The following is an 18,091-nucleotide window of genomic DNA, read 5'->3' as shown; positions in this document are numbered from 1 at the left end:
CAACAAGAACATGATCGATATCAGCCAGCTCGTCGGCAACGCCGGCCTGAAGACCCCGACCTCCGGCACGGCCGGCGACGCCCGCGCCAGCGCCGAAGCGAATGCGTTCAAGGACGCGCTGACCCGCGCGCGCGAGAGCGGCCAGCCCGCCGTGCGCGTGCCCGCCAAGCCGTCCGGCAACAAGGCGGACGCCAGGGACACGGCAGCCAAGGACAAGTCGGCCGAACCATCGACGCAGAACAAGGGCGACACCCAGACGGCGCAGGCCAATACGCGCCCGGCCAAGGATGCCGACGGGAAGACCACCGGCAAGGCCGATGCCGCCACGGACACCACGCAGGATGCCGAGAACGGCGAAGACAGCACTGTGGCCTCTGACGCCGCCGCCGCTGCCGCCGCGCTGGCCGCCGCGATGCTGCTGCAACCGCTGCCCCAGCAACCGGCCCCGACCGACAAGACCGCTGCCGACCCCACCGGGCTGAACAGCCTCGCTGGCCTGAATGGTATGAATGGCGTGAACGGTCTCAATGGTCTCAATGGCCCGGCCACGCTGACCGGCCAGGCTGCCGCGCAAGCCGCCGCACAGGCCGCACAGGCCGCACAAGCCGCACAAGCCGCCGCAGCGGCTGGCGATGCCGCCGCCCCGGCCCAGACCGACCCGCTGGCGCAACTGCCGGCCACGGCCACCGCCGACGCCACCGCCAAGGCGTCCACGCCGAGCCCGGCCGACACGCTGGCGACCATCGCCCAGCAGCGCGCCGCGCTCCAGGGCACCGCACCGACCACCGCCGACAAGATCGCCGCCGCCACGCAGCAGGTGCCGGTCGCCGGCGCGCAGGACGCGCACGGCCAGTCGGGCAGCCACACGGGTGGCCAGTCCGGCAGCCAGCAGTCGAGCCTCGGCCAGACGGCCCAGCCGGCACTGCAAGCCGCCCCCGCGCCGAACGCCAACGCCCCGGCCGCCAACCCGTTTGCCGCCGCTGCGGCTGCGGCGCGTACCGGCGAATCGGCCGATACCGGCGCCACGAATGCCAGCAGCGCCGCCACGCTGGCCTCGGCCATCGCCGCGCAGGCTGCCGTGCATGCCACGCCGGCAGCGGCCGCCGCAGCCGCCGCGMGTCCGGCCGTCGCGCCGAACGTCGGCGACAGCCAGTGGGCGCAGGCCCTCGGCCAGCAGATGGTGCGCCTGTCCACGCAAGGCAACCAGACCGCCGAACTCGATCTCAACCCGCCCAACCTCGGCCCGCTGAAGGTGGTGCTGAACGTGGTGAACGATCAGGCGCAGGCGCAGTTCGTGTCGCCGCATCAGGCCGTACGCGCCGCCGTGGAAGCCGCGCTGCCGCACCTGCGGACGTCGATGGCCGAAGCGGGCATCCAGCTCGGCCAGGCATCGGTCGGCTCGGACGGCTTCGCCCAGGCCGGCAACGGCGGCCAGCAGCAACCGCAGCGCCAGTCCAACGGCGGCAGCGCCTTCGCCCAGACCACCGGCTTCGGCAAGGACACGCCACCCGCCGTGGCCGCTACGCCCGCCCCCCGCACCCCGCGCCCGCTGGCGCGCGGCGAAGTCGATACATTCGCCTGATCGGGTACTGCAGACGCCTGCCCTCTCCCCCAGCCCCTCTCCMAGAGGGAGAGGGGAGAACACCGCGGGTTTGCTCCCCTCGCCCGCTTGCGGGAGAGGGGCCGGGGGAGAGGGGCAGCGCCTGCACGCCCGCCGCCGTCCGGAACTTCCCCGCACGCGGGGCGGTCAGTTGTGCGACGATCCTGTCTCTTCCTCGCACCCCGCCCCCGCCATGTCCCTGCTCCGCCAGACCCTGCTTGCCGCTGCGACTGTCGCCGCGTTCTCTGCATTCGCCGCGCCGCTCGCCCACGCCGCCGATGCCGCTGCATCCGCGCCGACTGCCGATAGCGGCCCCGCCTACGGCCCCGAACTCGAAGGCTTCGACTACCCCGCCCCGGTCCAGCGCTACCGCTTCACCTCCCAGGGCGAAGCCATGCAGATGGCCTTTCTCGACATCAAACCCGAGAAGCCCAACGGCCGCGCGGTGGTCCTGCTCCACGGCAAGAACTTCTGCGCCGCCACCTGGCAGGAAACCATCCACCAGCTCAGCGGCGCCGGCTACCGCGTGATCGCGCCGGACCAGATCGGCTTCTGCAAGTCGACCAAGCCGGCGCGCTACCAGTACACCTTCCAGCAACTCGCCCGCAACACGCACGACCTGCTGGCATCCATCGGCGTCAGCAACGTGACGGTCATGGGCCATTCCACGGGCGGCATGCTGGCGATGCGCTACGCGCTGATGTACCCGCGCGAGACGCAGCAGCTCGTGCTGGTCAACCCGATCGGGCTCGAAGACTGGAAAGCCAAGGGCGTGCCGCCGCTCTCCGTGGACCAGTGGTACACGCGCGAACTGGCCACCACGGCCGACCGCATCCGCAACTATGAGAAGGCCACGTACTACGCGGGCCAATGGCGCGCCGACTACGAACCGTGGGTGCAGATGCTCGCCGGCCTCAACCGCGGCCCGGGCAAGCAGACCGTGGCGTGGAATTCGGCCCTGCTGTACGACATGATCTACACCCAGCCCGTGGTCTACGAAATGGGCGCGATCCAGGCCCCGACCCTCCTGCTGATCGGCGACAAGGACACCACCGCCATCGCCAAGGACGCCGCCCCGCCAGAGGTCCAGGCCAAGCTCGGCCGCTACCCCGAACTGGCCAAAATCACTGCCAAGGCCATTCCGAACACCACGCTGGTGGAATTCCCCGAACTCGGCCACGCCCCCCAGATGCAGGACCCGGCGGCGTTCCATAAGGCGTTGCTGGAGGGGATGGCGCGGCCGAGGTAATCCTCGCTCAGAACGGCAGCTCGATGTAGTACTTGCCCAGTTCCGTCAGTTGCCCATCGCCGCCGAGCAGGCTGGTGAAGTGCATGTCGTTGTTCCAGCGGCCGGTGAACCAGGCGTAGCGGAACACGTCGGCGCGTTGTTCGCAGATGGCGACCATTTCCTTCATCTGCTGTTTCTGTTTCTCGAGGGTGTCGATCTGGGCGCCGTCGGCGTTGCTGTGCCAGTTGGCGAACTCGGTCACCCAGAACGGCTTGTTGTACTTCATCAGCCGGTCGAGCTGGCCGCCGAGGCCGTAGTCGTACCAGTGGAAGGCCAGGTAGTCGATGCGCGGGTCGCGGTTGCCGTTGGCGGTGCGATAGGCGGCGTAGAACGCGTCCATCCAGATCACCGGGTCCTGGTAGCCGGGCATGGTGCCCCAGGTGATGGTCGGGCCGACCAGCTTGACGCCGGTATGGGCGGCGATGGCCTCGTAGCGCGGCCAGACGGTGGCCGCCTGCGCCGGGGTCAGGTTGGCCTGATCGGTGAGGTTCGGCTCGTTCATCAGCAGCAGGTACTTCACGCGCGGATTGGCCAGCAGCCAGGCTTCGATGGCGGCGTCGTTGAAGTTGTCGTTCCAGAGCATGGGGATGAAGTCCATGCTGTACTTGGTGGTGGCATCGGCGGGCGCCGTGCCGTTGGGCTTGGCGGCCCAGTTGTACCACCAGGACACCCCCGGCGCGAGCGCCGCGAAGTCCTGCGCGCTGACCAGATCGTAGGCCACCCCGCGCTTGGCGCTCTTGGTCACGCCGGGCGTGCCGGGGTCCCCCGGGGTCACCGGCGGCACTTGCGRCACCTGTGGGTTGGACGGCGTCAGCGGCGCCCCGGCGCCAGGCGAGCCGTTGGTCGCCTCCTCGCCCCCGCCGCCACAGGCGGCCAGTGCCAGCATGCCGGCGATCAGTCCCGCGCCCAGCAAGCGCCGGACAAGTGTCATCCCGCGCCATGGCGCGAATTGCTTGGTTTCCATCGTATTGACCCCTTCTGGTTATTCCCGTGCGCGCTATGTTTTTGTCGATCCGCGCTACCGTCCCTTGACAGGACTCGCGGATGATAACGGAAGCGCACTCGGAATCCGTGCCGGTTTGCCCATTTACAACGCTGGTCGATGCGCGATGGCACCCAGATAGCGTGAACGCGTTGCACGCCCCGCCACCCGGCATCCCGGCGAGCCGCTATCATCGGCATGCCCCGCCTCACCTCATCATGACTTTCGATCTCTTCGACGCCCTGCCCGCCGACCCCGACACCCCGCCCGCCTCCGAGCCGCTTGGCCCGGGCGCCGTGGTGCTGCGTGGTTTTGCGCGGGATGTCGATAGCAGCCTGCTGGCCACCGTCGAGCAGGTCAGCGCACAGGCCCCGTTCCGCCACCTGATCACCCCCGGCGGGCTGCGCATGTCCGTGGCCATGACCAACTGCGGCGAGGCGGGATGGGTCTCGGACCGCACCGGTTACCGCTACGACCCCGTCGACCCCGATTCCGGCGCGCCGTGGCCGCCCATGCCCGAGGTGTTCCGCGCGCTGGCCGAGCGCGCCGCCGCCAGCGCCGGCTATCCGGGCTTCGCGCCCGATGCCTGCCTGATCAACCGCTACCTGCCCGGCACGCGGCTCTCGCTCCATCAGGACCGCGACGAACTGGACCTGCGCGCGCCCATCGTCTCGGTCTCGCTCGGCCTGCCCGCCACCTTCCTCTGGGGCGGCCTGCGCCGCGCCGACAAGCCGGCGCGCATCCGGCTCGCCCATGGCGACGTAGTGGTGTGGGGCGGCCCGTCGCGGCTGGTCTTCCACGGCATTGCGCCGCTGGCCGATGACGATCACGCACTCACCGGGCGCACGCGCATCAACCTGACCTTCCGCAAGACACGCTGAGCGGGAAAACACAAGCGACAAATCCTCGCGCCGGGACAAGTTGCGCATCCAGCACGGGCCTTGCGGCGTGCAGTACGATACGGCACCACGACAAATGGCTGCCGGCGCCAGACGTCAACAATCGCGCGACCGGCCTCCGAGAGACACCCGCGATGCCTGCCGATTCGACCCCCGCCAATCCCGCCGCCAATCCCGCCGCCGATCCCGCCGTCAAACCGGCACCCACCCCCGCCCCGCAATTCACCGGCCGCCCCGCCGACTCCATCCGCGCCGCCCTGCTGATCGCGGCCAGCATCGCCGCGGTCTGGATCGCCGGCCAGGCCGCCGGGGCCCCGCCGGCGCTGATCTGGGCCGGCGCGCTGGTGGTCTCCACCGTGTGCTGCTGGGCCACCGGCGCACTGCCCGAACCGACCGCCACGCTGCTGTTCTTCCTGTGCGCAGTGGTCCTCCACATTGCGCCCGCGCCGGTGGTCTTCTCCGGCTTCACGTCCACAGCCTGGTGGCTGATGTTCGGCGGCGCAGTGACCGGCGTGGCGCTGCGCGGCACGGGGCTGGCGCTGCGGCTGGCGGACATCATCTTCCACAAGCGCGTCAACACCTATCCGCAGGTGATTGCCACGGTGGCCATGAGCGCGGTGGGGCTGGCGTTCCTGATGCCGTCCACCACGGGCCGGGTGCTGCTGTTGATGCCGATCGTGCTGGCGCTGTCGGACCGCCTCGGCTTCCGGCCCGGTTCGAACGGGCGCATCGGCATGGTGCTGACCGTGGCGGCGGCCAGCTACATGCCGCCCACGTCGATCCTGCCGGCCAACATTCCCAACAGCGTGCTGCTCGGCGCGGCCAATTCGCTCTATGGCATCAACCTGAGCTATGGCAGCTACCTGTTGCTGCATTTCCCGGTGCTTGGCGCGCTGAAGACCGTGGTGCTGGTCTGGCTGGTCTGCAAGCTGTTCCCGGAAACGGCGGCGATGACGCCGCAGCCGGCCACCGCGCGCACGGCCATGAGCAAGCCCGAAACGCTGCTCGCGGTGCTGCTGGCGCTGGCCGTGGCCGCGTTCGCCACGGACGCCTGGCACGGTATCTCGCCCGCCTGGATCTCGCTGGCGGCGTGCATCGTCTGCCTGCTGCCCGGCATCGGGCTGGTCTCGCCCAAGGCGCTGACCGAGCAGGTGCATCTGGTGCCACTGCTCTACGTGGCCGGCTTCCTCGGCCTGGGCGCGGTGGTCGAGCACACCGGCCTCGGCACGGCCATCAGCGCAGCGCTGCTGCACTGGCTGCCGCTGGCGCCGGGCCACACCGCCGGCAATGTCGGCGCGCTGGGCGCCATGGGCGCCGTGCTCGGGCTGATGTCGACGCTGCCCGCGCTCCCCGCCGTGATGACGCCGCTGGCGCGCGACCTGGCCACCGCCACCGGCCTGCCGCTGGAAACGGTGCTGATGTTGCAGGTACCGGTGTTCTCGACGGTGTTCTTCCCCTACCAGTCGCCGCCCATCGTCATCGCCATGCAGCTGGGCGGCGTGGGCCTGCGGCACGGCACGCGGCTGTGCCTGGCGCTGGCGGCCATCACGGTGGTGGTGCTGCTGCCGCTGGATTACCTCTGGTGGCGCGTGCTGGGCTACCTGCCGTAACCAAACCCCCTGTGGGATTCGGCTGACATCGCGGCGCGCCGTTTGCCGGCAGGCGCCGCGCGGCGCCGTGCGTACCCTCCAAAGTGACAGATTCCGATGCTGGCACGAGGATGGAGGCACCATGGGCGACTTTCCGGACGATCACGGCGCGCACGCCCACCTCGGGGCCCTGATCTCCGAGTTCGTCCGGGGCGGCAACATCCCCCTCCCCGGCCATGGCCAGACGCTGGCGCGCTGGCAACTGTTCGCCACCATCGCCGCCAGGCGGGGCGCGGTAGCCATCAAGCTGTTCGAGGCCCATGCCGATGCGCTGGCCATCCTCGCCGAAGTCGCCGGCGCCACGCCGGCTCCCGACTCAAGCTGGGCGATCTGGGCGGCGGAACCGCCCGATGCACGCCTGCGCGTGCAGACCGATGATTCGCCCAGCATCCCGCACATTGCCGGCCTGACCGGCAACGACAGCGGCACCGACAGCTTCACCCCCGCCCGCCTCACCGGCCGCAAGGCCTGGTGTTCAGGCGCCTGGGAGGTCTCGCACGCGCTCGTCACCTGCTGGCTGGATCAGGCGGAGCCCGGTCCGCAGCGGCTGGCCATCGTCGACATGGCCGGACCCGGCGTCACCGTCACGCGCGAGGGCTGGCACGCCGTGGGCATGGCCGCCACCGATAGCGGCGATGTCCTGTTCGACGATTGCCCCGCGCTGCTGCTCACCGCGCCCGATGCCTACCTGCGCCGCCCCGGCTTCTGGCACGGCGGGGCCGGCATCGCGGCCTGCTGGCATGGTGCGGCGCTGCCGCTCGCCCACGCCGTGCGCGCGGCGCTGAAGAAGCGGGACGATCCCCACGCTGCCGCCCACCTCGCCGCCATCGACGGCGACCTGCACGCCAGCGCCGCGCTGCTGCGCGAGACCGCGCAATGGATCGACGCCCATCCCACCGAAGACGCCTTCGTGCCGGCCATGCGCGCCCGCACCGTGATCGAGGCCGCCGTGCTGCGCGTGATCCAGCATGCCGGCAACACGCTCGGCGCCGGCCCGCTGTGCCGCAACCCGGCACTGGCCGCGCTGTACGCCGACCTGCCCGTGCTGCTGCGCCAGAGCCATGCCGAACGCGACCTCGCCGCGCTGGGCCAGCGGCTGGCGCAGGACGATAGCGATATGGGGGCGCTATGACCGCAACCGCCACGGATTTCCACGCCATGTTCGACAACCCCGACCCGTGGGGCTTCGAGTCGCTCTGGTACGAGGCCCGCAAGCGCGACGTGGTGCTCGCCGCGCTGCCTGACGCGCGCTACGGCGCGGCGTTCGAGGCCGGCTGCGCCACCGGCATGCTGACCGATCGCCTCGCCACGCGCTGCGACCACCTGCTGGCCGTCGATCTCGTGCCCCGCGCCGTGGCCTGCGCGCAGGAGCGCGTGGCGCGGCACAGGCACGTGAAGGTGGCCACCGCCAACCTGCCTGCGGAATGGCCGAACGGCCCCGAGGCCGCCTTCGACCTGATCGTGCTCAGCGAGATCGGCTACTTCTTCGCCCCGGATACCTGGCTTGAGACCGCGCAACGCGCGGCCGGCGCGCTGACCGATGCGGGCGTGATCCTGGCGTGCCACTGGCTGCGGCCGTTCGCCGAGCGCACCCAGCCCACGCGGCACGTGCACGCTGCCATCGCGCGGCAGCCGGGGCTGCATCGCCATGTGCGGCATCTGGAGCCGGATTTCCTGCTCGAAGTCTGGTCGCGCGACGCGCGGCCACTCCGCCAGCGGGAGGCGCCATGATCGGCGTGGTCGTGCCTGTTCACAACGAGGAAGACCATCTGGAGGCGTGCCTGCGGGCGCTGACCATGGCMGCCACCCATCCGGCGCTCGGCGGCGAGGCGGTGCGCGTGGTGATTGTGCTCGATGCCTGCGACGACGGCTCGGCCGCCATCGCCCAATGCCACGCGCCGGAGCGCATCACCTGCCTGACGATTGCCGCGCGCAACGTGGGCGAGGCCCGTCGTGCCGGCGCCCAGCACCTGCTGGCCCAGCAGGCGCGCTGGCTGGCCTTTACCGATGCCGACAGCCGCGTAGCGCCGGACTGGCTGGTGGCGCAGCTTGCGCTACGCGCCGATGCGGTCTGCGGACTGGTGACGGTGGAGGACTGGAGCCCCCAGCCGCCGCACGTGGCCGTGCGGTTTGCCGCGCGCTACCGGCGCGAGGAGGGGCACCGGCATGTCCACGGCGCCAACCTCGGGGTCTGCTCACATGCCTACCGGCGCGCGGGCGGCTTCCTGCCGCACCCGGTCAGCGAGGACGTGGCGTTGATCGAGGCGCTGCAGGCCATCAACGCGCATATCGCCTGGAGCACGCTGCCGCAGGTGACCACCAGCGCGCGCGCCCGTGGCCGGCTGGCCGGCGGCTTTGCCGATCATCTTGCGACGCTTGCCGCGCTGCGCGAGGGCGAAACGCTGTTGCCCTGAGCCGGGCGGATTGATCCGGGCCTTACCACTCGAACTTCTGAATTTCCGCTTCCCCGATCGCGCGGTCCTGCACGACGAGATCGAGGTCATAGGCCCCGAGCAGCGCCAGCAGTTGCCCCGCGCTGATGGTCTCGGGGTTCAGCTCCATATGCGAAATCCGGCTTTGACTGATGTCGAGCCGGGCAGCCGCTTCCGCCTGGGTCAGGCCGGCGACCTTGCGTGCGCCTTGCAGCACTTGTCCAAGCTGATCTGGGTTGGAAATCATGACTCTCAGCATCGCGGTCATCCAGGAAAAGTTAAAAATCTATCAATTCTGACCAATGATTGACAAAACCTCCTAGCGCAACATCATGCGGCTACGCATGCCATAGGTAAGTACCCGCTTCGCGGTTTGTAATGTTGTCAAAATAAAACGCTCGCCCGAGCAGCGCGCCGTGGCAATCCCTACAAACGGAGGGAGGCGGCCCCCTCCGGACGGGCGCCGGCGGCGTGGAACGAAGCTTGCGGCGGTCAGGGAATTCCTATTCGATAACGGAGACACCCCCATGGACCCGATCGAGACCCCCATCGACCGCCTGGACGATCCCGAGCGCGCCCCGGTCACCGGCACGCGCCGGCTGGCCGTGGTCACCGGTGCCTCTACGGGCATTGGCTATCACCTCGCGCAGTGCTGCGCGGACCACGGCATGGACCTGATCATCGCGGCGGACGAGCCGCAGATCGAAGCGGCGGCGCAGACACTGCGCACCGAAGGCACCACCATCGAGGCCATCCAGGCCGATCTCTCCACCCCGGCCGGCGTGGACAAGCTGCTGGCCGCCACGCGCGGGCGGCAGGTGGACGTGCTGTGCGCCAACGCCGGGCGCGGCCTGGGCCGCGCCTTCCTGGACCAGGCATTTGCCGATATCGAGCATGTGGTGGAAACCAACGTCACCGGCACGCTCTACCTGCTCCATCACATCGGCCAGACCATGCGCGAGCGCGCCGAGGGCCGGATCCTGATCACCGGGTCCATCGCCGGCTTCATGCCGGGCACCTATCAGGCGGTCTACAACGCCACCAAGGCCTTCCTGGACTCGTTTTCGTTCGCCTTGCGCCACGAACTGCGCGATACCCGCGTCACGGTGACCTGCCTGATGCCGGGGGCCACGGAGACCGAGTTCTTCGACCGCGCCGACATGCTCGACACGCGCATCGCCCAGGAGAAGAAGGCCGATCCGGCCGAGGTGGCGCGCATCGGCTTCGAGGCCATGATGCGGGGCGAGGGCGACGTGATTACCGGCTGGCAGAACAAGCTGCGCGCGGCCATCGCCATGGTCACGCCGTCCGATGTGCTGGCGGAACAGCACCGCAAGATGGCCGAACCGATGAGCGGCGACGCGGTGCCGAGCGTGGAGAACGAGCCGCGCGCCGTGGAAGAGAAGTAAGAAGGGGAATCAGCGCCGCCGCGCGGCAATGACCAGCGCGATCCCGCCGAGGATGGCCACCGCGCTGACGGCCAGCCGCGCGGTCATCGGCTCGCCCAGCCAGGCGATGCCGCCCAGCGCGGCCAGCACCGGCACGCTCAGTTGCACCGTGGCCGCCGTGGTGGACGCCAGCCCGCGCAGCGCGGCGTACCAGATCACATAGCCGATGCCGGACGTCACGGCGCCCGAGGCCACCGCCAGCACCACCCCGCGCCAGTCGACCGAAAGCTGGGCGACCGCCCCCACGCTCACCACGCTCACCACGCTCACCGCCAAGGCTATCGGCACCCCGCGCACGAAGTTGCCGGCGGTGGCGGCCAGCGCGTCCGGCGCGCCCCGGCCCCGCAGCGAATAGACGCCCCAGCCGATGCCGGCGACGGCCATCAGCAGCGTCGCCCCGGGCGGCGGGGCCTGCAAACCCGGCAGCACCAGCCAGACCAGCCCCGCCAGCGCCAGCGCAATGCCGAGCCACTGCACCGCGCGCAGGCGGTCGCCGCGCCGCAGGCCATCGCCGATCATGGTCGCCTGCACGCTGGCGAACAGCACCAGCGCCCCGGTGCCGGCGGCCAGCCGCAGGTAGGCGAACGAAAAGCCGCACGCGTAGACCAGTAGCGCCGCCGCGCCAATCCAGTCGCCCCCCATGCGCGCCCTGCCCCGCGCCCGCAGGTGCAGGATCGCCCCCAGCACAAGGGCGGCCGAAGCCACCCGCACCAGCGTGAACGTGGCCGCGTCGATGCCGGTGCCCTTCAGCGCCGCCCGCGCCAGCAGCGAATTGGCCGCGAAGGCGACCATCGCCAGCGCGGTCAGGGCGGCCGTGGTGGCTGCCGTGGCGGGGGGTGCCGGGAGGGTGGACGGCGGGGTGGACGGCGGGGTGGACGGCGGGCGGGACATCATCGATTTGTCATTTGGGGGAAGGGGGCCGATGAACCATACTGGGCCATGATGCGCCCATGCAGGCGCCCCCCACCAGCCCGATCCAGGAGACCAACATGCTCAGGGACAGCCATGCTTTCAGCGGATTTTCGGTCAACGACCTCGCCATGGCCAAGGACTTCTACGCCAACACGCTCGGCCTCGTGGTCACGGAGGAGCACGGCATGCTCGCGCTCAACCTGGCCGGCGGCAACCACGTGCTGCTCTACCCCAAACCCAACCACGCGCCGGCCACGTTCACGGTGCTGAACTTCCCGGTCGCCAGCGTCGACAAGGCCGTGGACGACCTCTCGCACCACGGCGTGCGCTTTGAAATGTATGACGAACCCGACCTGAAGACCGACGCGCGCGGCATCTGCCGGGGCGAAGGCGGCCCCGTCATCGCGTGGTTCAAGGACCCGGCCGGCAACATCCTCTCGATCCTCGAGGCAGAGTAGCCGGCGCCGCCACAGGTCTCCGGCGTTGCGGGTCGGTGTGCGTGCCAATACACTAGTGCCTCCAACCCACACCCCAACGGCGTGCTGCCTGGCAGGCGCCGTGACGACAGCAACGGTGGAGACACATGACGGTTCGAAGAAAGACGCCCGACGCGCTGCGCAGCGCGCGCTGGTTTGCCCCCGATGACCTGCGCTCCTCGGGCCATCGCTCGCGCATCATGCAGATGGGCTACGCGCCCGACGAGTGGATGGGCAAGCCGCTCATCGCCATCCTGAACACCTGGTCGGACATCAACCCCTGCCACGCCCACTTCCGCCAGCGCGTGGAAGACGTCAAGCGCGGCATCCTGCAGGCCGGCGGCTTCCCGGTGGAGCTGCCCGCCATCTCGCTCTCGGAAAGCTCGGTCAAGCCGACCACCATGCTCTACCGCAACCTGCTCGCCATCGAGGCAGAGGAGTTGATCCGCTCGCATCCGGTGGATGGCGCGGTGCTGATGGGCGGCTGCGACAAGACCACGCCGGGCCTGCTGCTGGGCGCCACCAGCGCCGGCGTGCCCGCCATCTACGTGCCGGCCGGGCCGATGCTGCGCGGCAACTACAAGGGCAACGTGCTCGGCTCCGGCTCGGACGCCTGGAAATACTGGGACGAGCGCCGCGCCGGCAACCTGAGCCAGGCCGAGTGGATCGGCATCGAGGGCGGCATCGCGCGCAGCCACGGCACCTGCATGACGATGGGCACCGCCAGCACCATGACCGCCATCGCCGAGACGCTGGGCATGAGCCTGCCCGGCGCGTCGTCGATTCCGGCGGCAGACGCCAACCATATCCGCATGGCCTCCGAGTCGGGCCGGCGCATCGTCGACATGGTCTGGGAAGACCTCACGCCGGCGCGCATCCAGACCCGGGCGGCGTACCTGAACGCCATCGTGGTGGMCATGGCCATGGGCTGCTCCACCAACGCCATCATCCACGTGATTGCCATGGCGCGCCGCGCCGGGCATGACATCGGGCTGGACGACTTCGACGCCGCCAGCCGGCACGTGCCAGTTATMGCCAACATCCGGCCCAGCGGCGACAAGTACCTGATGGAAGACTTCTACTACGCGGGCGGGCTGCCGGCGCTGATGAGCCGCATCCGGGACAAGCTCGACCTGACCGCGCTGACCGTGACCGGCCGTACGCTGGGCGAGAACATCGCCGGGGCCGAAGTCCACAATGACGATGTGATCCGTACGACGGAGAACGCGCTGTACCGGGAAGGCGCGCTGGCCGTGCTGCGCGGCAATATCGCGCCGGACGGCTGCGTGATCAAGCCGAGCGCCTGCGACCCGCGCTACTTCCGCCATACCGGGCCGGCGCTGGTGTTCGACGATTACCCGTCGATGAAGGCTGCCGTGGAGGACGAGAGCCTCGACGTKACCGCCGACCACATCCTGATCCTGCGCAACGCCGGCCCGCAGGGCGGCCCCGGCATGCCGGAATGGGGCATGCTGCCGATCCCGAAGAAGCTGGTGAAGCAGGGTGTGCGCGACATGCTGCGCATGTCCGACGCGCGCATGAGCGGCACCAGCTATGGCGCCTGCATCCTCCATGTGTCGCCCGAGGCGTACATCGGCGGGCCCTTCGCGCTGGTGCGCACCGGCGACCTGATCTCGGTGGACATCGACCAGCGCAGCATCCACCTGGAGGTATCCGACGACGAACTGGCGCGCCGCCGCGCCGCCTGGACCCCGCCGCCGCCCCGCTATGCGCGCGGCTACGGCTTCATGTTCTCGCAGCACATCCGCCAGGCCAACGACGGCTGCGACTTCGACTTCCTGCAGACCGACTTCGGCGACCCCGTGGGTGAGCCGAGCATCTACTGACCGCAAGCCTTCCGCAAGCATCCTCCCCGATAATCACGGGCGCGCCGCCCCCGGCCGCGCCCCGCCCTTCTTCCCAGATCTCTCCCAGACAGGACCAATTCCGCATGAAACCCCGCCTCCTGCAGCACGGCCGCCTGCCCGAACACACCGAAGCCCGCCTGGCCGAATCTTTCGACGTGCACCCGCTCTGGGCCGAGACCGACCTCGCCGGCTACCTGGCCGCCCACGGCGCCGAGTTCGTGGCGATGACCACCCGGGCCGCCACCGGCGTGGACGGCAAGATGCTGGCCGCGCTGCCGAACCTGCGCGTGATTTCCAGCTTCGGTGTGGGGCTCGACAAGCTCGACCTGGACACCGCCCGCGCGCGCGGCATCGCGGTGGGCTACACGCCGGACGTGCTCAATGACTGCGTGGCCGACACGGCGTTCGCCCTGCTGATGGACGCGGCGCGCCAGGTCAGCGCGGCAGACCGCTACGTGCGGCGCGGCGAGTGGCCCAAGGCCCCGTACCCGCTGACCACGCGCGTCAGCGGCAAGCGGCTGGGCATCGTCGGCATGGGGCGTATCGGGCGCGTGATCGCGCAGCGCTCGTCGGGCTTCGACATGGAAGTGCGCTACTTCGGMCGCAAGCCGCAGGACGGCGTGGCCTATGGCTTCGAGCCGTCCGTGGAGGCGCTGGCGCGCTGGGCGGACTTCCTGGTCGTGGCCACCTCGGGCGGGCCCGAGACGCGCCACCTGATCTCCGCCGGCGTGCTGGAAGCGCTCGGGCCGCAGGGCTACCTGATCAATATCGCGCGCGGCACCGTGGTGGACGAGGCCGCGCTGGTCGACGCCCTGACCCACAAGCGCATCGCCGGCGCCGGGCTGGACGTCTACGAGAACGAACCGCACGTGCCCGAGGCGCTGTTCGGCCTGGACAACGTGGTCCTGCTGCCCCACGTGGCCAGCGGCACGCACGAGACGCGCGCAGCCATGGCCGGCCTCGTGTTCGAGAACCTGGAGAGCTTCTTCGCCTCCGGCGCGGTGGTGAAATCGGCGCTCTGATCCGCCGATCGCCCCCTTGGTCGCCCCGTTACCACGTGTAGCCGGGGCGACACAGACGCGAAACACTGGCGGGGCACCCCCGGGACTACACTGAGCATTCCAGCTTTTTACGGAGCGTGCGATGCCCGACTCTCCTGCCTCGCCACCATCGACAGCATCGATCCCCCGCCGGCGCCACCTGCTGGCGCTGGGCCTGGGCAGCGCCGGCCTGACCGCGCTGGCCCGCGTGGCACCCGCCGCCGAACCCCGGCCGGCCACCGCCGCCACGCTCCCCCTGACCGCCCAGACCACCGAGGGCCCGTATTACTTCGATGCGGGCAAGATCCGGCAGGACATCACCGAAGGCCAGCCCGGCGTGCCGCTCGAGGTGCGCTTCACCGTGGTGGACGTGCAGGGCCGCCCGCTCGCCGGCCAGCGCGTGGATCTCTGGCACTGCAACGCCGCCGGCGTGTACTCGGGCTATGACGGCCAGCGCGACGACAAGGGCCAGCGCATTGCCACGCGCGGCCAGACCTTCCTGCGCGGCAGCCAGCCAGTGGGCGCCGATGGCGTGGCGATGTTCCGCACGATCTATCCCGGCTGGTACGCCGGGCGCGCCACCCATCTGCATATGAAGGTGCTCGACCCGGCCGGCCGGGCGCACCTGACCACGCAGTGCTTCCTGCCCGATGCGCTCAACGAGTATCTGTATAGCCAGCTCCCTGCCTACCGGCGCCGGCAGGTGCGCGGCACGCTGAACAGCAACGACGGCATCGCGCTGATGGCCGGCGAGACCGTGCTCGGCGCCGTGCGCGAGGCGCACGACCGCTACGTGGCCACGCTGACGCTGGTGGTGGACCCCGCCGGCACCGCCCCGCGCGAGGGGTTTTCCGATCATCCGCCACCGGACCGTCCGCCGCTGTCCCGCGATGGCCGCCGCCCGCCCCCTCCCCCCGGCCAGGGCGAGCAGGCCGCCCCCGAGGCAGGCAGCGCCCGCGCCGCCGCGCTCATCCCCGGCGTGCGGCTGTAGGCCCCCTGGCCTCCGGCCGCCATCCACCATCCGGCCAAGGTCTCCATCAATGCCCGCCATGGAAAAAATGCAAAATCCACGGCAATGACCAGACATGACCCGTAATTGTTAGTTATGCTCCCCAGGGGCGGGCCGATGGCCTGCCGATCAACCGGGCGTTGGCGATCCGGTACATCATGGGGAGCGGCGCATCCTTGGGAGCGCCGCGTTCGGCGCGGTTCTCCAGGAGGGGATGTTCTCCGATGCAGCGCAGCTGGTTTCTCGCGTTGACGATTGCCCTGGCGACCCTGGCTACGCTGTTCCCGGTGGGAATCGGCGTGTTCATGGCGCAGCTGGAGGCCAATCGGCGCGAAGCCGACCAACTCGCGGTGTTCGCCGACGCGGCGCTGCGGCGCGGCGAAGCGGTCATGAGCCAGGCCATCAGCGCCATCCAGGACATGGAGCAGCTCCGCGACGAGCCCTGCTCCCCGTCGAATCTCGTCGAACTCCGGCGCATCACCTACAGCTATCGCTTCCTCCAGGACGCCGGCGTCTATGGCCGCGGCCGCCGCCTGTGCTCGGCGCTGCTGGGCCCGGTGCAGGCGCGCACCCTGCCGCTGCCGCCGCCCGACTGGCGCACGCCCGATGGCTACGACTTCTGGTTCGACCTCGCCAACCCGTTCAGCGCGCCGCGTCGGACCATCCTGATGGGCCGCAACGGCAACCATGTGTCGATCGATCCGCAGGTTTTCGTCGATGTGGTGGACCGCGACACGCGCATGCTCGCCGTGGTGCATACCGATGCCGGCCGCATCTTCGCCACCACGCAGGGCGCCAACCTCGCCCGGCTGCAGCGCGCCTACGCCGACCATGCCTACGGCACCGGCGGCGCCGCCGAGCATGAGGACGACGCCGCCGTAGTGCTGCGCAAGTCACGCACGATGCCGTTCGCGGTGGTGGTGCTGGCCCCGCGCGCGGCACTGCTGACCAACTGGAAGGCGCTGCTGGTGGGCGGGCTGATCGTCGGGCTGGCCGCCGGGGTGCCATTCGGCATCCTGGTCTGGCGGCGCGCCACGCGGCGCTTCAGCCTGGAGGGCGAGTTGCGCGGCGCGGTGCGGCGCCACGAGATGGCGGTGCACTACCAGCCCATCGTCGCGCTCTCGGACAACCACTGCGTGGGCGTGGAGGCGCTCGTGCGCTGGCGCCGTAACGGCCGGCTGGTGCGTCCCAACCTGTTTATCCCGATGGCCGAGAACGCCGGGCTGATCCAGCAGATCACCGATCAGGTGCTGGACATCGTGCTGACCGAGCTGGGCACGCTGCTGCGGCGGCATCCGTCGTTCTATGTCTCGATCAACGTGGGCGCGGAGGACCTGAAGAGCCGGCGCTTCCTGAGCGTGCTCGACGCGCGGCTGCGGGACACCGGCATCGCGCCGGCGCAGATCCGCATCGAGGCCACCGAGCGCGGCTTCCTGGAGCCGGACGTGGCGCGCGACACCATCCAGGCCTTCCGGGACGCCGGCCATCCGGTCTATATCGACGACTTCGGCACGGGGTACTCGAGCCTCTCCTACCTGGAGAGCTTCAAGGTGGATGCGCTCAAGATCGACAAGTCGTTCGTCGATACGATGGGACAGGAGGCGGCCACCAGCACCGTGGCGCCGCATATCATCGCCATGGCGCGCTCGCTCGGGCTGGAGGTGGTGGCCGAAGGCATCGAGGACAGCGCCCAGGMCGACTACCTGCGCGAGCAGGGCGTGGACTACGGGCAGGGCTGGCTGTTCGGGCGGCCCGTGCCGGCCGTGGAGCTGGCCCAGTTCCTGAGCAAGAACGCCGCGCCGGCGGCACCGGCGCCGGCCTGACGCAAACCCCAAGATCGATAAAAAAAGGAGGCCCGATGTCCCTGTCCACCCTGTTCCTGACCGCTGCCGGCGTTGGCCTGGCGGTGGCCGCCCCGGTCGGCCCGATGGGCATGCTCTGCATTCGCCGCACGCTGGCCGAGGGGCCGCGTGCCGGGCTGGCGATCGGGCTTGGCATTGCCTGCGGGGATGCGGTCTACGGGATGGTGGCGGCGCTGGGGCTGGTCGGCATCTCGCAGTTCATGCTGGCCTATGACAAGCCGCTCCACCTGGCGGCCGGGCTGTTTTTGGTCTACCTGGGCCTGCGCACGTTCTTCCACACGCCGACCGAGACCGTGGCCACGCTGCGCGGCAACGGCTCGCGCCGCCGGGCCTTCGCCAGCGCCCTGCTGCTGACGCTGACCAACCCGCAGACCATCATCATGTTCGCCGCGCTGTTCGCCACACTGGCGCCGCGCGGGCCGTTCTCGACCCCCATCGCCCTGACCACGGTGCTGGGGGTGTTCTGCGGATCGATTGCCTGGTGGTGCGTGCTGGTGGCGATGGTCACCGGCGCCCGCCACGCGCTGGGCCAGCGCGTGCGGCAGTGGATCGACCGCGTCACCGGCCTCGCGCTGGCCGCGTTCGGCGTGGCGGAGATCCGGCGGTCGATCTAGGCGCGTTGGGCG

Annotated in this window: 17 protein-coding genes; 14 read left to right on the top strand and 3 right to left on the bottom strand. The window is 70.2% G+C overall.

The window, feature by feature from the left end:
• Positions 1-10: 10 nt before the first annotated feature.
• Both AC1EJR_RS12440 and AC1EJR_RS12435 read left to right on the top strand, forming a co-directional pair.
• Positions 11-1,582, top strand: a complete 1,572-nt coding sequence (locus tag AC1EJR_RS12440) for a flagellar hook-length control protein FliK (RefSeq protein WP_477147132.1) — start codon at positions 11-13, stop codon at positions 1,580-1,582.
• 211 nt (positions 1,583-1,793) lie between these two features.
• The gene (locus AC1EJR_RS12435; RefSeq protein ID WP_092295494.1) at positions 1,794-2,849 is read left to right on the top strand and encodes an alpha/beta fold hydrolase; all 1,056 of its coding nucleotides are present in this window, start codon (positions 1,794-1,796) and stop codon (positions 2,847-2,849) included.
• Between the two features lie 7 nt (positions 2,850-2,856).
• Here the strand turns inward: AC1EJR_RS12435 and AC1EJR_RS12430 are convergent, their stop codons facing one another.
• Positions 2,857-3,852 carry a glycoside hydrolase family protein gene (locus AC1EJR_RS12430; protein WP_477147131.1) on the bottom strand — a complete coding sequence of 332 codons (996 nt, stop codon included), beginning with the start codon at positions 3,850-3,852 and terminating at the stop codon, positions 2,857-2,859.
• A gap of 236 nt (positions 3,853-4,088) precedes the next feature.
• Here AC1EJR_RS12430 and alkB point away from each other — a divergent pair, with 236 nt between their 5' ends.
• The 5 genes from alkB (at position 4,089) to AC1EJR_RS12405 (ending at position 8,832) form a co-directional block, all read left to right on the top strand.
• Positions 4,089-4,751 carry a DNA oxidative demethylase AlkB gene (gene alkB / locus AC1EJR_RS12425; RefSeq protein ID WP_477113204.1) on the top strand — a complete coding sequence of 221 codons (663 nt, stop codon included), beginning with the start codon at positions 4,089-4,091 and terminating at the stop codon, positions 4,749-4,751.
• A gap of 152 nt (positions 4,752-4,903) precedes the next feature.
• A complete protein-coding gene (locus tag AC1EJR_RS12420; protein WP_477113203.1) occupies positions 4,904-6,379 on the top strand; it encodes an SLC13 family permease in 1,476 nt (491 codons plus the stop codon).
• Between the two features lie 121 nt (positions 6,380-6,500).
• Positions 6,501-7,550 (top strand): acyl-CoA dehydrogenase, encoded by a 1,050-nt coding sequence (locus AC1EJR_RS12415; RefSeq protein ID WP_477113202.1) that lies wholly within the window; start codon positions 6,501-6,503, stop codon positions 7,548-7,550.
• Positions 7,547-8,149, top strand: a complete 603-nt coding sequence (locus AC1EJR_RS12410; protein WP_092295506.1) for an SAM-dependent methyltransferase — start codon at positions 7,547-7,549, stop codon at positions 8,147-8,149. Before AC1EJR_RS12415 ends, AC1EJR_RS12410 begins: the two co-directional genes overlap by 4 nt.
• Positions 8,146-8,832: a glycosyltransferase family 2 protein gene (locus AC1EJR_RS12405; protein WP_092295509.1), complete on the top strand. Its 687-nt coding sequence runs from the start codon at positions 8,146-8,148 to the stop codon at positions 8,830-8,832. The genes AC1EJR_RS12410 and AC1EJR_RS12405 overlap by 4 nt, the downstream gene beginning before the upstream one ends.
• Before the next feature lie 22 nt (positions 8,833-8,854).
• On the opposite strand, the gene AC1EJR_RS12400 is transcribed toward AC1EJR_RS12405, so the two are convergent.
• Positions 8,855-9,097 carry a helix-turn-helix domain-containing protein gene (locus tag AC1EJR_RS12400; protein WP_255370847.1) on the bottom strand — a complete coding sequence of 81 codons (243 nt, stop codon included), beginning with the start codon at positions 9,095-9,097 and terminating at the stop codon, positions 8,855-8,857.
• A gap of 280 nt (positions 9,098-9,377) precedes the next feature.
• Between AC1EJR_RS12400 and AC1EJR_RS12395 the strand changes: the two genes are divergently transcribed.
• Positions 9,378-10,259 (top strand): SDR family NAD(P)-dependent oxidoreductase, encoded by an 882-nt coding sequence (locus AC1EJR_RS12395; RefSeq protein WP_092295512.1) that lies wholly within the window; start codon positions 9,378-9,380, stop codon positions 10,257-10,259.
• Between the two features lie 9 nt (positions 10,260-10,268).
• Here the strand turns inward: AC1EJR_RS12395 and AC1EJR_RS12390 are convergent, their stop codons facing one another.
• On the bottom strand, positions 10,269-11,090 hold the full coding sequence (locus AC1EJR_RS12390; protein ID WP_255370864.1) for a DMT family transporter: 822 nt from the start codon (positions 11,088-11,090) through the stop codon (positions 10,269-10,271).
• A 158-nt stretch (positions 11,091-11,248) separates the two neighbouring features.
• On the opposite strand from AC1EJR_RS12390, the gene AC1EJR_RS12385 reads away from it, so the two are divergent.
• From AC1EJR_RS12385 to AC1EJR_RS12360, 6 genes are all read left to right on the top strand, one after another.
• Positions 11,249-11,668, top strand: coding sequence for a VOC family protein (locus AC1EJR_RS12385; protein WP_441592584.1), 420 nt, complete (start codon positions 11,249-11,251; stop codon positions 11,666-11,668).
• 125 nt (positions 11,669-11,793) lie between these two features.
• The gene (gene araD / locus AC1EJR_RS12380; RefSeq protein ID WP_477147130.1) at positions 11,794-13,533 is read left to right on the top strand and encodes an L-arabinonate dehydratase; all 1,740 of its coding nucleotides are present in this window, start codon (positions 11,794-11,796) and stop codon (positions 13,531-13,533) included.
• A 104-nt stretch (positions 13,534-13,637) separates the two neighbouring features.
• Positions 13,638-14,576 (top strand): 2-hydroxyacid dehydrogenase, encoded by a 939-nt coding sequence (locus AC1EJR_RS12375; RefSeq protein WP_477113201.1) that lies wholly within the window; start codon positions 13,638-13,640, stop codon positions 14,574-14,576.
• A 121-nt stretch (positions 14,577-14,697) separates the two neighbouring features.
• Entirely contained in the window at positions 14,698-15,585 is an 888-nt protein-coding gene (locus tag AC1EJR_RS12370) for an intradiol ring-cleavage dioxygenase (RefSeq protein WP_441592585.1), read from the top strand.
• 242 nt (positions 15,586-15,827) lie between these two features.
• The gene (locus AC1EJR_RS12365; protein WP_477147129.1) at positions 15,828-17,426 is read left to right on the top strand and encodes an EAL domain-containing protein; all 1,599 of its coding nucleotides are present in this window, start codon (positions 15,828-15,830) and stop codon (positions 17,424-17,426) included.
• Positions 17,427-17,461: 35 nt separating this feature from the next.
• On the top strand, positions 17,462-18,079 hold the full coding sequence (locus AC1EJR_RS12360) for a LysE family translocator (RefSeq protein WP_092295530.1): 618 nt from the start codon (positions 17,462-17,464) through the stop codon (positions 18,077-18,079).
• Positions 18,080-18,091: the final 12 nt, after the last annotated feature.

The sequence above is a fragment of the Cupriavidus sp. 05T42 genome, from assembly GCF_056396345.1.
The sequence above is the reverse complement of the archived record's forward strand: the minus strand, read 5'-3'. Positions and strand labels throughout refer to the sequence as shown.

What these genes read in the sequence shown, in the direction of transcription:
- AC1EJR_RS12435 (WP_092295494.1), top strand. Translation starts at nt 1,794, where the DNA reads ATGTCCCTGCTCCGCCAGACCCTGCTTGCCGCTGCGACTGTCGCCGCG.
- AC1EJR_RS12400 (WP_255370847.1), bottom strand. Translation starts at nt 9,097, where the DNA reads ATGATTTCCAACCCAGATCAGCTTGGACAAGTGCTGCAAGGCGCACGC.
- alkB (WP_477113204.1), top strand. Translation starts at nt 4,089, where the DNA reads ATGACTTTCGATCTCTTCGACGCCCTGCCCGCCGACCCCGACACCCCG.
- AC1EJR_RS12360 (WP_092295530.1), top strand. Translation starts at nt 17,462, where the DNA reads ATGTCCCTGTCCACCCTGTTCCTGACCGCTGCCGGCGTTGGCCTGGCG.
- AC1EJR_RS12385 (WP_441592584.1), top strand. Translation starts at nt 11,249, where the DNA reads ATGCAGGCGCCCCCCACCAGCCCGATCCAGGAGACCAACATGCTCAGG.
- AC1EJR_RS12410 (WP_092295506.1), top strand. Translation starts at nt 7,547, where the DNA reads ATGACCGCAACCGCCACGGATTTCCACGCCATGTTCGACAACCCCGAC.
- AC1EJR_RS12370 (WP_441592585.1), top strand. Translation starts at nt 14,698, where the DNA reads ATGCCCGACTCTCCTGCCTCGCCACCATCGACAGCATCGATCCCCCGC.
- AC1EJR_RS12395 (WP_092295512.1), top strand. Translation starts at nt 9,378, where the DNA reads ATGGACCCGATCGAGACCCCCATCGACCGCCTGGACGATCCCGAGCGC.
- AC1EJR_RS12420 (WP_477113203.1), top strand. Translation starts at nt 4,904, where the DNA reads ATGCCTGCCGATTCGACCCCCGCCAATCCCGCCGCCAATCCCGCCGCC.
- AC1EJR_RS12415 (WP_477113202.1), top strand. Translation starts at nt 6,501, where the DNA reads ATGGGCGACTTTCCGGACGATCACGGCGCGCACGCCCACCTCGGGGCC.
- AC1EJR_RS12390 (WP_255370864.1), bottom strand. Translation starts at nt 11,090, where the DNA reads ATGGTCGCCTTCGCGGCCAATTCGCTGCTGGCGCGGGCGGCGCTGAAG.